14 protein-coding genes and 1 other annotated feature are annotated in these 14,001 nt (G+C 62.8%); of the genes, 3 read left to right on the top strand and 11 right to left on the bottom strand.

Going from position 1 to position 14,001, the window contains the following annotated elements; genetic code table 11:
* Positions 1 to 2 precede the first annotated feature (2 nt).
* Both E0E29_RS04245 and ileS read left to right on the top strand, forming a co-directional pair.
* Positions 3 to 815, top strand: a complete 813-nt coding sequence (locus E0E29_RS04245; RefSeq protein WP_165449785.1) for an HAD-IIB family hydrolase — start codon at positions 3 to 5, stop codon at positions 813 to 815.
* A 58-nt stretch (positions 816 to 873) separates the two neighbouring features.
* Positions 874 to 1,097 (top strand) — a binding site (T-box leader).
* 96 nt (positions 1,098 to 1,193) lie between these two features.
* Complete coding sequence (gene ileS, locus E0E29_RS04240) at positions 1,194 to 3,989, top strand: isoleucine--tRNA ligase (protein ID WP_130848776.1); 2,796 nt, start codon at positions 1,194 to 1,196, stop codon at positions 3,987 to 3,989.
* A gap of 100 nt (positions 3,990 to 4,089) precedes the next feature.
* Here the strand turns inward: ileS and E0E29_RS04235 are convergent, their stop codons facing one another.
* The 3 genes from E0E29_RS04235 to E0E29_RS04225 all read right to left on the bottom strand — a co-directional run bounded on the left by E0E29_RS04235 (position 4,090) and on the right by E0E29_RS04225 (position 5,527).
* Entirely contained in the window at positions 4,090 to 4,893 is an 804-nt protein-coding gene (locus tag E0E29_RS04235; protein WP_242622339.1) for an IS3 family transposase, read from the bottom strand.
* 50 nt (positions 4,894 to 4,943) lie between these two features.
* Positions 4,944 to 5,258, bottom strand: a complete 315-nt coding sequence (locus E0E29_RS04230) for an imidazolonepropionase (RefSeq protein WP_130848458.1) — start codon at positions 5,256 to 5,258, stop codon at positions 4,944 to 4,946.
* A gap of 62 nt (positions 5,259 to 5,320) precedes the next feature.
* Entirely contained in the window at positions 5,321 to 5,527 is a 207-nt protein-coding gene (locus E0E29_RS04225; RefSeq protein ID WP_130848775.1) for a hypothetical protein, read from the bottom strand.
* A gap of 141 nt (positions 5,528 to 5,668) precedes the next feature.
* Here E0E29_RS04225 and E0E29_RS04220 point away from each other — a divergent pair, with 141 nt between their 5' ends.
* Positions 5,669 to 5,842, top strand: a complete 174-nt coding sequence (locus E0E29_RS04220) for an Arc family DNA-binding protein (RefSeq protein WP_130848774.1) — start codon at positions 5,669 to 5,671, stop codon at positions 5,840 to 5,842.
* Positions 5,843 to 6,191: 349 nt separating this feature from the next.
* Here E0E29_RS04220 and E0E29_RS04215 read toward each other — a convergent pair whose 3' ends face one another.
* The 8 genes from E0E29_RS04215 to E0E29_RS04180 form a co-directional block, all read right to left on the bottom strand.
* A complete protein-coding gene (locus tag E0E29_RS04215) occupies positions 6,192 to 6,983 on the bottom strand; it encodes a DivIVA domain-containing protein (RefSeq protein ID WP_130848773.1) in 792 nt (263 codons plus the stop codon).
* 71 nt (positions 6,984 to 7,054) lie between these two features.
* Positions 7,055 to 7,534, bottom strand: a complete 480-nt coding sequence (locus tag E0E29_RS04210) for a cell division protein SepF (protein WP_130848772.1) — start codon at positions 7,532 to 7,534, stop codon at positions 7,055 to 7,057.
* 48 nt (positions 7,535 to 7,582) lie between these two features.
* Positions 7,583 to 8,287, bottom strand: a complete 705-nt coding sequence (locus E0E29_RS04205) for a YggS family pyridoxal phosphate-dependent enzyme (RefSeq protein ID WP_130848771.1) — start codon at positions 8,285 to 8,287, stop codon at positions 7,583 to 7,585.
* A 29-nt stretch (positions 8,288 to 8,316) separates the two neighbouring features.
* Positions 8,317 to 9,600 (bottom strand): biotin/lipoyl attachment domain-containing protein, encoded by a 1,284-nt coding sequence (locus E0E29_RS04200; RefSeq protein WP_130848770.1) that lies wholly within the window; start codon positions 9,598 to 9,600, stop codon positions 8,317 to 8,319.
* Positions 9,601 to 9,646: 46 nt separating this feature from the next.
* Positions 9,647 to 9,886 carry an RNA chaperone Hfq gene (gene hfq, locus E0E29_RS04195; RefSeq protein WP_130848769.1) on the bottom strand — a complete coding sequence of 80 codons (240 nt, stop codon included), beginning with the start codon at positions 9,884 to 9,886 and terminating at the stop codon, positions 9,647 to 9,649.
* 36 nt (positions 9,887 to 9,922) lie between these two features.
* Entirely contained in the window at positions 9,923 to 10,864 is a 942-nt protein-coding gene (gene miaA / locus E0E29_RS04190) for a tRNA (adenosine(37)-N6)-dimethylallyltransferase MiaA (RefSeq protein WP_130848768.1), read from the bottom strand.
* A 343-nt stretch (positions 10,865 to 11,207) separates the two neighbouring features.
* A complete protein-coding gene (mutL, locus tag E0E29_RS04185; RefSeq protein ID WP_130848767.1) occupies positions 11,208 to 13,235 on the bottom strand; it encodes a DNA mismatch repair endonuclease MutL in 2,028 nt (675 codons plus the stop codon).
* A 27-nt stretch (positions 13,236 to 13,262) separates the two neighbouring features.
* Positions 13,263 to 13,970, bottom strand: a complete 708-nt coding sequence (locus tag E0E29_RS04180) for a CPBP family intramembrane glutamic endopeptidase (protein ID WP_130848766.1) — start codon at positions 13,968 to 13,970, stop codon at positions 13,263 to 13,265.
* Positions 13,971 to 14,001 lie beyond the last annotated feature (31 nt).

Below are 14,001 nucleotides of genomic sequence, written 5' to 3'. Positions count from 1 at the left end.
GATTGGGCAAATTTACGGGCGTGCTGCTGGCCAGCGACTTTGACGACACCCTGGTGGGGGACAGCTGTGTCCTCTCCCCTGCCAACCGGGCCGCATTGGAACACTTCACCGCCGAGGGCGGCGTGTTTACCGTCTCCACCGGCCGGGCCAAGCGGACCTTCGCCCCCTATGCCCACACCGTACCCATCAACGCCCCGGTGGTGCTCTCCAACGGGGCCATGCTCTACGACTTTTCCGCCGACCGGGTGGTGGTGGACCTGCCCCTCCCCGCTACGGCGGCGGCCGACCTCACCGCGCTGAGCGAGGAGATGCCCGAGCTGGGCATCGAGTGCTACCACGGGGACGACGTCTACATCCACCGCCCCAACGCCCACACCCAGCGCCATGTGGAGCGGGTCAAGACCACGTGGACCGAGCGGGCCCTGCTGGACATGCCCACACCCTGGAGCAAGGCGGTGATCCAGGCCGACCACGAGGCCCTGCTGAAGGCCCAGAAGATCATCCGGGACCGCTGGGGGGACCGGTACGAGGCCATCTTCTCCAACGCCGTGCTGCTGGAGTGTACCGCCAAGACGGCCAGCAAGGGCGGCATGGTCCTGAAGCTGGCGGAGCTCTTGGGCATCGACCGGGCCAACATCTACTGCGCCGGTGACAACCAGAACGACATCCCCATGCTGGCGGCGTCGGCCATCCCCTTCGCCCCGGGCAACTGCGCCCAGGCGGTGAAGGACTGGGGAGCCACCGTGCTGCGGCCCTGCGAGGAGGACTTTATCGCCCAGGTGGTGGGGATTCTGGACCTGCGCTACGGCGGCTGAGGCCCTCCGGGGCTTGACAAACGGCCCGGAAACGGATAAGATACTGTTCGCATATATGGAAAACGCGCGGAAAAGGACAGGTACCGCCCCCATCGCCGCACAGAGAGCCGCCGTACTGGTGCAAGGCGGAGGACGAGGGGACGGGAGGATCACCTTGGAGCGGCCCGCTGAAAATCGCAGTAAGCGGGGACGGCAGGCACCGTTATCGGCCGTAAAGTGGTCCGGGCATGTCCCGGGCAATGAGAGTGGTACCGCAGAGGTTTACGCGCCTTTGTCTCTTGAAGAGACAAAGGCGCGTTTTTTCTTTCCCTGACGCATAGTTCACTCCCTTTTTCCCCAAAGGATTCAAAATAAATTCATATAAAGGAGACCACACCCATGGATTACAACCAGACCGTCCATCTGCCCCAGACCGACTTCCCCATGCGGGCGGGGCTGCCCAAGCGGGAGCCCGACATGCTCCAGGAGATGTACGACCACGATCTCTACAAGAAGATGGTTGCCCGCAACGACGGCAAGCCCACCTTTGTGCTGCACGACGGCCCTCCGTACGCCAACGGCAACATCCACATCGGCACCGCCCTCAACAAGATCCTCAAGGATATCATCGTCAAAGAGAAGAACATGACGGGCTTCTGCGCCCCCTACGTCCCCGGCTGGGACACCCACGGCCTGCCCATCGAGTCCGCCGTGCTGAAGGACAAGAGCGTGAAGCGGGAGGAGATGACCACCGCCCAGTTCCGCACCAAGTGCCGGGAGTACGCCGAGAGCTACATCGCCAAGATGACCGAGCAGTTCAAGCGTCTGGGCGTCCTGGGCGAGTGGGACAACCCCTATATCACTCTGCTCCCTGAGTTCGAGGCCAAGCAGATCGAGGTCTTTGGCAAGATGGCCGAGAAGGGCCTCATCTACAAGGGTATGAAGCCGGTGTACTGGTGCCCCCACGACCAGACCGCTCTGGCCGAGGCCGAGATCGAGTACGCCGACGACCCCTGTACCACCATCTTTGTCAAGTTCCCCGTGCTGGACGACAAGGGCAAGCTGGCCCAGTACACTGACCTCTCCAAGACCTACTTCGTGATCTGGACCACCACCCCCTGGACCATCCCCGGCAACTTCGCCATCTGCCTCAACGCCGACTTCGACTATGTCCTCCTCCAGGTGCCCTCCGGCGACGTGTATGTCCTGGCCAAGGACCTGGCCGAGTCCGTCTGCAAGGCCGCCCACATCGACTATGACGCCTGCAAGGTCCTGGCCGAGCTGAAGGGCAGCGAGTTCGAGCTGATGACCGCCAAGCACCCCCTCTTCGACCGGGAGTCCGTCATCCTCAACGGCGAGCACGTCACTCTGGACGCCGGCTCCGGCTGCGTCCACACCGCCCCCGGCTTCGGCGCCGAGGACTTCCAGATCTGCCAGCAGTACGACAAGGCCGGCCTCACCAACATCGGTGTGCCCGTGCCCGTCAACGCCAAGGGCGTCATGACCGACGAGCGCTACAACGGCCAGTTCTACGCCAAGGGCAATGACATGGTGGTGGAGGACCTGGAGAAGGAGGGCTTCCTGGTGGCCAAGGAGCAGATCACCCACTCCTACCCCCACTGCTGGCGCTGCAAGCACCCCATCATCTACCGCGCCACCGAGCAGTGGTTCTGCTCCGTGGAGGCCATCAAGGACGCCGCCGTCAAGTCCTGCGACGAGATCCAGTGGCACCCCGGCTGGGGCAAGGAGCGCATGATCTCCATGATCTCCGAGCGCAACGACTGGTGCATCTCCCGTCAGCGCGTGTGGGGCGTACCCATTCCCATCTTCTACTGCGACGACTGCGGCGCCGATATCGTGACCCCCGAGACCATTGCCCACGTGGCCGAGCTCTTCCGGGAGCACGGCTCCAACGTGTGGTTCGACCGTGAGGCCAAGAATCTGCTGCCCGAGGGCTTTGTGTGCCCCAAGTGCGGCAAGGCCCACTTCTCCAAAGAGACCGACATCATGGACGTGTGGTTCGACTCCGGCTCCACCTGGGCCGCCGTGGCCGACGTGCGCCCCTACCTGAAGTATCCTGCCGACCTCTATCTGGAGGGCGGCGACCAGTACCGCGGCTGGTTCCAGTCGAGCATGCTCACCTCCATCGCCGTGAACGGCGTGGCTCCCTACCACCAGATCGCCACCCACGGCTGGACCGTAGACGGCGAGGGTAAGGCCATGCACAAGTCCCTGGGCAACGCCGTCTCCCCCGATGAGGTTATCAAGGAGTACGGCGCCGACATGCTGCGGCTGTGGGTGGCCTCCGCCGACTACACCCAGGACATGCGCATCTCCAAGGAGATCATGAAGCAGCTCTCCCAGGCCTACCTGAAGATCCGCAACACCGCCCGGTACATGCTGGGCAACCTGTGTGACTTCGACCCCGACACCGACGCCGTGGCCCTGGACAAGCTGATGGACCTGGACCGCTACGCCCTCCACGCCCTCAACGAGCTGGTGAAGAACGTCCGGGCCGCCTACGACCGCTATGAGTTCCACGGGGTCTACCGCGCCGTCTACAACTTCTGCGTGGTGGACATGTCCAACTTCTATCTGGACATCATCAAAGACCGGCTCTACTGCGGCAACGAGGCCGAGCGCCGCTCCGCCCAGACAGCCCTCTACTATATCCTGGACGGCATGACCCGCCTCATCGCCCCCATCCTGGCCTTCACCTCCGACGAGATCTGGCACGCCATGAAGCATGCTCAGAGCGTCAACGCCGAGAGCGTGCTGCTCAATGACATGCCCTCTGACAACGCCGCCTTCACCCTGAGCACCGCCGACCAGGAGCGCTGGGGCAAGCTCATCTCCCTGCGCGACGCCGTCAACAAGGCTCTGGAGAATGCCCGCAACGCCGGTGTGTTCAAGAAGGCACAGGACACCGAGGTCACCATCTCCGTGAACGCCGCCGACGCGGAGTTCCTGAAGGACGTGGCTCTGGCCAGCCTGTGCATCGTGTCCAAGGTCACCGTCACCACCGATGCGGTGGAGGGCGAGAAGAACGAGGAGTCCCTCATCCCCTGCACCATCGCCGTCAAGCTGTCCGAGGCCCCCAAGTGCCCCCGCTGCTGGAACCACTGCGACACCATCGGCACCGCCGGCCATCACGCCGAGCTGTGCGACCGCTGCGCCGCTGTGGTGGGCGAGTAATCATAACACCATAAACCAAAAGAGACGTTCACCGACCGGTGAACTGCCCCAGATTGTGCGGACAGTACAAAAAAGAGCCCTTAGTAGGAAAGATTAAGTTTTAAGCGGAGAGGCGTCGCGCCAGCGGCGCCTCTCCAGTTTTTAACTGGATGCGCTCATGGTTATAGAAGTAAATATAGCGGTCAATCATCTCATTGGCTTCGGAAAAGGTCGCCGGTTTGTGGCGGTAAATACATTCTGTTTTGAGGATAGAGAAGAAATTTTCCGCCATGGCGTTGTCGTACGGGTTTCCTTTCCTTGACATGGATGGTGTGATTCCGTATGCTTGAGTCAGATTGAAGTATGCTGCAGAGGTGTACTGAAATCCTTGGTCGCTGTGGAGCTGCAACTCCGCAGCGACCCTCTTTTTCTCCTGTTTCATTGCCAGATGAACGGTATCCAGAACCAAATTCACTGTCTGCTGGGTTCCAGTCTTGTAGGCGATGATGCTGTTGTCATAGAGGTCCCGGATTATGGAAAGGTACAGCACACCCTGCCTGGTGTGGATGTAGGAGATGTCTGTTACCCATTTGCTGTTAGGTTTGTCCGCATGGAACTCCCTGTTCAGCAGATTCCTGTATTTGTGTGCCTGCCGCCCCATCTGCTGCCATTTCCTGCGGCGGCGGATCTCCGAGAGCAGATCATATTTCTTCATGATTCGCAGCACAGTTTTGGGATTGCAGAAGATATTCCGGCTTTTCAGCCACAGCCACATCCGCCGGTAGCCGTAGGTGCGGAAGCTGCGTTCCCGCTGCTGTGCGATGAGCCCCGCAAGAGCCGCATCCTTTTCTGGCTTGCCTAGGCGATGGACAAAAGCATAGTAGCCGCTTCTGGACACTCCAAAGAATTTGCACATGACTGCCACTGGATACTCTGTCCTGTGACGATAGATGATATGATACTTTACCTTTGCTCTCACTTCCTTTCTGTGAAGCGCAGAAAATCCCGCAGTAGTTTATTTTCCATGCGAAGCCGTTGGATCTCACAGGCCTGCTCTGCCACAACGTCTCCTGGCGCAGCATCTTTTCTCGGCCGTCCTTTCGGTCGTGGGCGGATTCCGGCTTCCAGTTTTCGTTCTTTACGGCGCTCACGCTCAAGTAGTCTTTTTACCACCTGCTTATTCCGGAAGCCATAGTATTCTGCGACTTCCCGCTGTGTTTTCCCCTCTGCCAACATGGCCTTGATCTCTGGTAAAAGCATTTGAACGTGTGTGTAATTTCGTTTCTTCATGACAAAACCCCCTGATGTAGTCTATTTTCCTACATCAGGGGGGCTTTTGTCACTGTCCGTTTTTACTGGATCTGTTCACCGGTGAACGTCTCTTTTTCTATGCGGATGGGGCCGTAGATGAACTCATATTCCCTAATGTGAAAGCGGAGGAGCTGGCGGACGTGGCTGGATAGGCTGCGGTTGGCCTGGGCGGCCAGATAGGTGGCCTTTGCTTTGGTATCCCGGTCTACCTGAATGGAGATGGTCTGGTCTTTTTTGGGATAAGACATATTCCTCACTCATTTTGTATCTATATAATATCATATAGATACACAATGTCAATATCTTTTTGTATCTTTTAGAACTATTGAGACAATACCAAAAGGCAGATATGATGGTAGCATCTATTAGAGTCATAAGGAGTGACCGTGATGTCTGTACAGGCCAATCCCTATCCCCTGCGGCTGGAAAAAGAGCATATGGACAAGATTCGTGTACTGGCCAAGGAAGGCCGCCGCTCCATCAATATGCAGCTGTGTATTGCTGTGGAGAGCTATTTGAAGGCATACGAACAGGAGCACGGGGAGATCGTGACCGAGGAGTAGGGTTGAAATAAGAGGGTGTCAGTCCCCCTGTCCTTTTTGTGGAGAGCGGCCTCCGGCGGGCCCCTTTCTGAGTGACCAGAAAGGGGCGAAAGAGTCAGTCAAGGAGGGGGATTTCGATTTCCCCCTCCTTGACAATTCTCCCCTTGAAACGACCAAGCACAGGGGGGCCTCGGCCCCCCTATTGGATGTACCCCCCGGGGCTGTTCTACTGCTACGTCACTTGCATCGTCGGCTTACTCCGTAACGCCGCCGGTGCCCGGAACATAGATGCGGCCTTTGGGTGCCTTGACCTGCCCGAAACGCAAAAAAACGCGGGACCGTTTCAAGCGGTCCCGCGTTTTATGTAGGCTCACTTGATTTCGTAGTCCTTCCCGAACTGAAGGTGTTCAAGATCGATGCTCAGACGCTTGGTGGGCTCGTCGTCCACGGGCTCCTTGGCCTCGGCCATCTCAGCGGCCCGGCGCTCCGGGTTCACCTTGATCTTCCGCTCGGTCTCACCATCCCGGTCTACAAAGGTGGCGGTGAGGTCGCTGTAAAGCCCGCCGGGGCGCTCATCCTCCTGAGGGATGTCATCATCCTCCTCCTCGGCCTGGGCCGGAGCGGGGACCTCCTCCTGGGCGATTCGGTCCATGGTGGCCTGGATCTCCTCGGCGGCGGCGTCCACCGGGTCGGCGGGAGCGGCAGACTCCGGGGTGAGCTTGCTCAGGCTGCCCAGATAGTCCAGCTCGTGCTGATAGAGCTCCTTGAGCTTGGCCACGTAGGCGGCGGTGGCGTTCTGGGCGGCGGTGAGCCGCAGCTGTTCGGCCTCCACCTCCCGGCGCAGGCCCTGGACACGGGCCCTGGCCTCCTCCTCCGCCTGATGTACCAAGGTGTCCTTGCTCGCCTGGGCCTCTTTCACGATCTCATCGGCCATCCGCTGGGCGGTGAGCAGAGTCTTGCGCATGGCCTCCTCGGTGGAGCGGTACTCCTCCACCTTGTCCACCAGTACCTTCATCTTGCTCTTGAGGACGGCATTTTCCTTGTAGAGCGTGGTGTAGTCCTCGGTGAGCTGGTCCAGAAACTCGTCCACCATGGCCATATTGTAGCCGCCAAAGCCCGCCTTGGCAAAGGCGTGCTCGGAGACCTCCTGCGGCGTCAGCATAAAGGGTCACTCCCCGCTTTTATAATCTCTTTTTGGTCGTCGTCGGCGCCCCGGGGGCGCAAAACGATATGTTAGAAGTAGAGACCGTTGTTCTCCAGTTCGTCGATGAGATCGCCCAAGATATCCACATTATAGGGGGTGATGATGTAGGTGGAGATGGCCACCTTCTTGATCTTACCCTCGTTGGCGTAGGCCACGCCGGAGAGGAAGTCCAGCAGGCGCCGGGCGATGTCCTTGTTGGTCTGCTCCAGGTTGAGGACCACGGTGCGCTTCTCCCGCAGGTGGTCGGCGATCTCGGCGGCGTTCTCGAAACGGTCGGGCTTCACCAGCACCACCTGGAGCTGGGTGGTGGTGTGGATGTTGACCACCTTGTTGCTCCGGCGGGGCTCCGGCTCGGCGGCGTAGATGGCGCCGGTGCTCTCACGGATGTCCCGGACCTTGTCCTTGCGCTCGGTGCGGGGGGCAGGGGCGTCGTAGTCGTCGAACTCCTCATCGTCTTCCTCGTCCTCATAGGGACGGGCCAGACGCTTGATCTCATCAATGAATCCCATAGCGGTAACTTCCTTTCCTTCTTCCTCACGCTGCCGGTCCCGGCAGGCTCAGGGGTGCATGGGGGGCCGGGGACCAAAGAGGGCGGTCCCCACCCGCACCAGGGTGGCGCCTTCCCGGATGGCGTCCTCATAATCGCCGCTCATACCCATGGACAGACAGTCTATATCAGTGTCATTATCCCCTATTTGACGTCTTATGTCAACATAAAGCTGCCGGGTAGCGGCAAAAAATCTCCGGTTTGCGCCGGGTTCGGCGGCCACAGGGGGAATGGCCATAAGGCCGCGGAGACGCACGTGGGGCAGGTCCATGGCCTGGCGGGCCAGGGCGGGCAGATCCTCGGGGAGACAGCCCCCCTTGCTCTCCTCCCGGCCGATGTTGACCTCCAGCAGGACGTCCTGGACCAGATTGAGCTTTTCGGCCTGGCGCTCGATGGCCTCCAGGAGCCGGGGGGAGTCCACCGACTCGATGAGGTCCACCCGGCCCACCACAAACCGGACCTTGTTGGTCTGCAAATGGCCGATAAAGTGGATCTTGGCGCCGTCGTAGGCGTAGTCGTCCAGGTGAGCGGTGAGCTCCTGGACCCGGTTCTCGCCGCAGATGGTGATGCCGGCGGCGATGGCCGCCCGGATGGTGTCCGAGGTCTGGACCTTGGTGGCGGCCACCAGGGTGATCTCCGCCGGGTCCCGGCCGGCCTCCAGGGCGGCCCGGGCCATATTGGCCTTTACCCGGGCAATATTTTCTTCCAGTGACATGGTGGATTCCCTCCTGTCTTTCTCTGGGATCATTTGGTCATAACCTTGCCGTCGTAGAGCTCGTCCGAGGAGACGATGACCTGGTCTCCGGCGCGGAAGGCGGTCTTGAGCTGGTTGTCGGTGGGCACGTCGGGGAGCACGGCCTGGACCAGGTAGTAGTCGCCGTCGTCGGCCAGGATCTCCACCGCCTTGAACTCGGCCTGGGCGGCGGTGAGGACGTAGACGCCGATGACCTGCTTGGTGGTGGTCTCCCCGGTCTCCGGATCGGTGACCTCACGGTTCTCGGTGCGCACCGCCTTCTTGGGCACCCGGATGCCGTCCAGGCTGTTGAAGACGATGTCCACCGTCTGCTTGCGCAGCATGCTGGTGTCGGCCAGGTTCCGGGTGGAGGAGAGGATCACCAGACAAGCGCCGTCGGCGGCCTTGTCCACCCGCTCGATCTTCATGGAGACCTCGCCCGACCAGTCCCGGGAGAAGCGCACGGTTACAGACCGGCCAACCACCAGCCGCTCGGCCACCTCCGGGGAGACGGTGGTGGCCAGGTACCACTTGGAGTCGGTGATGAGCTTGCCCACGGCGCCGGCGGGGGCGGTGGGGTCCGGGGCCATGAGCTGCTTGAAGCTGGCGGCGGTGAGGGTCTCCAGCATGTCGGGGTAGAGGGTAGACTCGTAGCCGTCGGCCATGGCGGAGAAGGTGCCGGCGCAGGGGGCGTATACGGTGGTGGTGTCCAGGGCGGAGGCGCTCTGGAGGGCCTGGATCTGGGCGTCCAGGGCGGTGATGGCGGCGGAGAGCTCGTCCACCCCGGCGTCGCTGGCGTAGCCGTGGCGGATGACCAGGCTCTTGAAGGACAGGGACTGCTCCTCCAGGCTGGTGAGGTCGCCGTAGGCGGCGGAGGTCCGCAGGCCCACCATGGCGTCCACGATGCTCTGGTCCAGGCGGCTGGCGTCGGTGCCGTCCTGGCCCTGGAGGGCGTATTTGAGCTGCTCCTGCTCCAGGGTCAGGGTGCGCAGCTCCCGGCGGCGGTCCAGGGCGCTCTCGTCCTGGTAGAGGTAGGCCACGGCCGCCCCGGCGCGGACCTTCTCCCCCTGGTCGGGGAGCACGTCCACGATGGCGGCGGTCTGGCCGGTGACCACCGTCTCCGCCCGGATGAGCAGTCCGGTGGCCTCCACGGCGTCGTCCACCGTGTGGGCATAGGTGGTCACGGTGTAGGTCCGGTCATCCAGGCTGCGGAGAACGGAGAAGAGAAGATAGGCACACACCATGAAGAACATGAGAACGATCATGATGCGGGTGATGACGGTACCCTGTTTCATAGGTCAAGATCCTCGATTTCTGCCCATTCCCTCCCCCGCCGGACGGTCAGCCCTCCTGGGCCGTCTCCCCCTCCAGGGGCACCGCCCGCTCCGGGACGATGGTGGAAATGGCGTGCTTGTAAATGATCTGCTGCTTGCTGTCGGTCATGAGGACCACCACGAAGGAGTCAAAGCCGGTGATGACGCCCCGGAGCTGGTAGCCGTTCATGAGGAAGAGCGTCACCCCCATCCGGCTGCGGCGGGCCCGGGTGAGAAAGGTGTCCTGAAGGTTGAATCTGGTCTGCATGGTATGTACACTCCTCTTTCTGTTGGAATGTACCCATCATATACCAAATTCTTCCATATATGCTGTCACTTTCTGTCGGCCCAGGGCCAGGTCTGGGGTATTTTCCCAGGTGAGCCACCGGATGTCCGGGGTGCGGCGGAACCAGGTGAGCTGCCGCTTGGCGTACTGCCGGGAGCGGAGCTTGACCTCGGCCACCGCCTGGGCGATGGGCTCCTCGCCCCGGATGGCGGCGGCGAACTCCTTGTAGCCGATGGCCTGCATGGAAGTGGCGGTGGGGGGCACGCCGGAGGTGAGGAGGCTGCGGACCTCCTCCTCCAGACCCGCCTCCATCATCAGATCCACCCGGCGGTCGATGCGGTCCCACATGTCCTCCCGCTGGGAGAACTGAAGGCACACCCGCAGGGCGTCGTATTTGGGGGGGAGGCTCCGGGTCCGCTCATCGTGGGCGGTGATGGTCTCCCCCGTCTCGTACCACACCTCCAGGGCACGGAGGATGCGTTTTTCGTCGTTTGGATGGAGCCGCTCCGCCCGGTCCGGGTCGATACGCCGGAGCTCTTCGTGGAGGGCGGGCAGGCCCTCCTCCCTGGCCCGGGCCTGGAGCTTTTCCCGCCAGGCGCCGGTGAAGGGGGCGAAGTCCCGGCCGGCGATGAGGTTGTCGATGTAGAGGCCGGTGCCCCCCACCACGATGGGGAGCTTTCCCCGGGCGAGGATGTCCCGGACGCAGGCGTCGGCGTCGTGGACGTACCGTGCCACGGAGTAGTCCTCCGCCGGGTCGGCCACGTCCAGCATGTGGTGGGGGATGCCCCCCATCTCCTCTCTGGTGGGCTTGGCGGTGCCAATGTCCATGCCCCGGTAGATCTGCATGGAGTCGGCGGAGACCACCTCGCCGCCCAGGGTCTGGGCCAGAGCCACACCCAGGGCGGTTTTGCCCGAGGCCGTGGGGCCGCAGATGACCAGCAGCTTGGGTTGATGTTCCATGGAGACCTCCTTTCGGGGTGATGGGGTGGGGTGTCACGCGTCCGCTCTTGTTGTGGGGTGCGACGTCGTCGGAGCAAAGTCCGCACCGCTCACCCCGGCCTGACGGCCGCGTCTCGCTTCGCTCCCTTGCCCCTCCTCTCCCCAGAAAAGCGCTGCGCGCTTTCCCGGGGCCCCTGATTTGCGCCAAACTACTTCCGAGACGCACCCTCATCCGGCCCTGCGGGCCACCTTCCCCCTTGAAGGGGGAAGGTAAGAGAAAGTGCTGCCTGTAAAACCTTCCCCCTGAGGGGGGAAGGTGGCATTTGCGGAGCAAATGACGGATGAGGGGGCGTTTCGTAAACCCTCACGCCCGCTTGAAGAGCTTTTCCAGCTGATTTCGGGTGAGCTCGATGGCCACGGGGCGGCCGTGGGGACAGTATTTGACCTTCCCCGACATGACGGCTTCGGCCACCCGCTCCAGCTCGGCGGGGCCGTTCTTCTGGCCGCCCTTGATGGCGGCCTTGCAGGCCATGGTGGCCAGCAGGTGGTCCCGCACCCCGTCGGGGTCGGTCCGCCGGGCGGACAGCAGGTTCCCGGCCAGCTCCAGGAGGGTGGCCTCCACCTCCCCGGCGTCCACGTAGTCGGGGCACTGGCGGACCACCACCGCCCCGCCGCCGAAGTCCTCGCAGGAGAAGCCGAACCGCTCCAGCTCGTCGGTGTGCTCCAGCAGGGCGGCATACTCCTCCGGGGCGGGGGTGAACACCACCGGCGTCAGGAGCAGCTGCACCATGGGGGTATACCCCGCCGCCTTCAGCTTGTCGAAATTCATCCGCTCGTGGGCGGCGTGCTTGTCGATGAAAAAGGCCTTCTCCCCCTGCTCCACCAGAACGTAGGTCTGGAAGAGCTCGCCCCGGACGGTCCAGGGCTCCGGTTCCGGCTGGGGTTCCGGTTCGGGCTCCGGCTGAGGGGCGGGTTCCGGCTGGGTGATTTGGGGCTTTGTTTTCACCGTGGCCGGGACGGGCTCGGCCACCGGCTCCGGTTCGGCAACGGCCACGGATGTGGGGACCGTCTCCGGCTCCGGTGTAGGCACTGCCGTGGGCACGTCCTTCTCTTTCACCGGTTCCGGTTCCTGCCTGGACTTTACCGGGGCGGGTGTTGGAAAGGTGGGCCGGGCAAAGTCGTGGAGGGGCACCCCTCCCGCCTGCCGCACCGGCCGGACCGTCTCCTGCCGGGGAACCTCTGTTTTGGGCCGGGCTGGCGCCCAGGTCTTGGGCTGGCTCCGGGTCTGGACGGCGCGGCGGTACTCCTCCGACGACAGGTTGAGGAAGGTCTGATTGGGGGTGACAGTGTCGTGCCCGGCGGGCTTTTTGGGGGCGTCCAGGTGGGCCTGTGGAGGCTTGGCATTGGCCTCCAGCGCCCCCAGCACGGCGTGGTAGACGGCGTCGAAAATTTTCTTTTCGCTGACGAACTTGACCTCAGTCTTGGCGGGGTGAACGTTAACGTCCACGCCGTTGAGCCGGGTGGTGAGGTGGAGGACGCAGGCGGGGAACTTGCCCACCATGCGCTGGTTCTGGTAGGACTGCTCCAGAGCCGCCATGAGGAGGCGGGACTTGATGAAGCGGCCATTCACAAAGAAAAACTGGTAGTTCCGGGAGCCCCGGCAGCAGGCGGGCAGGGAGGCAAAGCCCTCCACGGTGACGGCGTCCTCGCCGGAGCCCTTCACGGGGAGCATGCCCAGGGCCAGTTCCCGACCCAGTACGGCGTAGAGGGCGGACTGGAGCTTGCCGCCCCCGGGGGTGAGGAGCTCCTGCTTGCCGTCCCGGAGGAATTTGAAGGAGATCTCCGGCCGGGCCAGGGCCTCCCGCTGGACGGCGGCAAAGACGGCGGCCCCCTCGGCGGTGTCTTTTTTCATGAACTTGAGCCGGGCGGGGGTGTTGTAGAAGAGGTCCCGGACCACCATGGTGGTACCCTGGGGACAGCCGGCGTCCTCCCTGCCGGTGACCACGCCGCCCTCCAGGGTGAGGGCCACACCCAGGTCGTTGCCGTCGGCCCTGGTGAGGATCTCCACCCGGGACACGGCGGCGATGGCGGCCAGAGCCTCGCCCCGGAAGCCCAGGGTGCCGATGGCGGCCAGGTCGTGCTCGGTGCGCACCTTGCTGGTGGCGTGGCGGAGGAAGGCGGTCTCCACGTCGGCGGGCGGGATGCCGCAGCCGTTGTCGGTCACCCGGATGTAGGACATGCCGCCGTGCTGGATCTCCACGGTGACGGCACGGGCACCGGCGTCGATGGCGTTTTCCAGCAGCTCCTTCACCACCGAGGCGGGGCGCTCCACCACCTCACCGGCGGCGATGAGGTCGGCAACGTGGCTGTCCAGAACTTGAATGTGGGGCATAGGTTCACCAGCTTTCTGCGGGGAGGATCAGAGGAGGGCCATGGCCAGGCTCAGGCCGTTGAGGGCCATGTGGAGGGCGATGGCCGACCAGATGGAGCCGCCCTTGTCGTAGCACCAGGTGAGGGCGGCGCTCATGGGGAGGTAGCGGACCAGCAGGAGCAGACAGGCGGGGTCAATTCCTAGGGGTGTCCATGCCAGGGGAAAGACGCAGAAAAGGTCGTAGCCCAGGATGGACACGGCGAAGGCCAGCCCCCGGCTGTACCGCCGCAGGCTGCCGAAGAGGAGCCCCCGAAAGAGGACCTCCTCCATGATGGGCATGAGGAGGACCAGCACAGCCACGGTGGCGGCGGGGGCGAGAAAGAAGGATTCGGCGTAGGAGGCGGGGTTGGGGTCCTCCGCCGGCAGGGGGAGGAGGGAAAAAAGGACCTGGAGGACGCCGCCCACCACCAGACCGGCCAGGAAGGCGGTGAGGTTTTCGGGCAGGTCGTCCAGGAGGATGTCAAAGCCCTGGCGCAGGAAGTTCCAGAAGAGGAGCAGGGTGGCGCACAGGAGGAGGAAGTAGTAGATGAGGCTGAACTCGGGGGCCTGGAGGAAGAATTGGAAGCGCTGGCTCAGCAGCATCTGGAGCCACCCCATGAGCAGGGGGAAGACCAGCAGGTAGAGGGAAAAAAACACCCAGCCCCGGCAGAACTCCGACGGGGTGAAGCGGGCTTTCCACTGTCGTTTGGGGTACATGGGAAGGGCCTCCTTCGGGTGTATGGTGGGG

The organism is Intestinimonas timonensis (assembly GCF_900626145.1).
Taxonomy (GTDB): Bacteria; Bacillota; Clostridia; order Oscillospirales; family Oscillospiraceae; genus Intestinimonas; species Intestinimonas aquisgranensis.
Note: the sequence above shows the minus strand (reverse complement) of the source record. Positions and strands in the feature narration are given on the sequence as shown.

Coding starts and splice junctions, on each gene's coding strand:
- miaA (WP_130848768.1), bottom strand. CDS start 10,864: ATGGAACATCAACCCAAGCTGCTGGTCATCTGCGGCCCCACGGCCTCG.
- E0E29_RS04200 (WP_130848770.1), bottom strand. CDS start 9,600: ATGAAACAGGGTACCGTCATCACCCGCATCATGATCGTTCTCATGTTC.
- E0E29_RS04220 (WP_130848774.1), top strand. CDS start 5,669: ATGTCTGTACAGGCCAATCCCTATCCCCTGCGGCTGGAAAAAGAGCAT.
- E0E29_RS04225 (WP_130848775.1), bottom strand. CDS start 5,527: ATGTCTTATCCCAAAAAAGACCAGACCATCTCCATTCAGGTAGACCGG.
- ileS (WP_130848776.1), top strand. CDS start 1,194: ATGGATTACAACCAGACCGTCCATCTGCCCCAGACCGACTTCCCCATG.
- hfq (WP_130848769.1), bottom strand. CDS start 9,886: ATGCAGACCAGATTCAACCTTCAGGACACCTTTCTCACCCGGGCCCGC.
- E0E29_RS04210 (WP_130848772.1), bottom strand. CDS start 7,534: ATGGGATTCATTGATGAGATCAAGCGTCTGGCCCGTCCCTATGAGGAC.
- E0E29_RS04180 (WP_130848766.1), bottom strand. CDS start 13,970: ATGTACCCCAAACGACAGTGGAAAGCCCGCTTCACCCCGTCGGAGTTC.
- E0E29_RS04205 (WP_130848771.1), bottom strand. CDS start 8,287: ATGTCACTGGAAGAAAATATTGCCCGGGTAAAGGCCAATATGGCCCGG.
- E0E29_RS04215 (WP_130848773.1), bottom strand. CDS start 6,983: ATGCTGACGCCGCAGGAGGTCTCCGAGCACGCCTTTGCCAAGGCGGGC.
- E0E29_RS04230 (WP_130848458.1), bottom strand. CDS start 5,258: ATGAAGAAACGAAATTACACACACGTTCAAATGCTTTTACCAGAGATC.
- mutL (WP_130848767.1), bottom strand. CDS start 13,235: ATGCCCCACATTCAAGTTCTGGACAGCCACGTTGCCGACCTCATCGCC.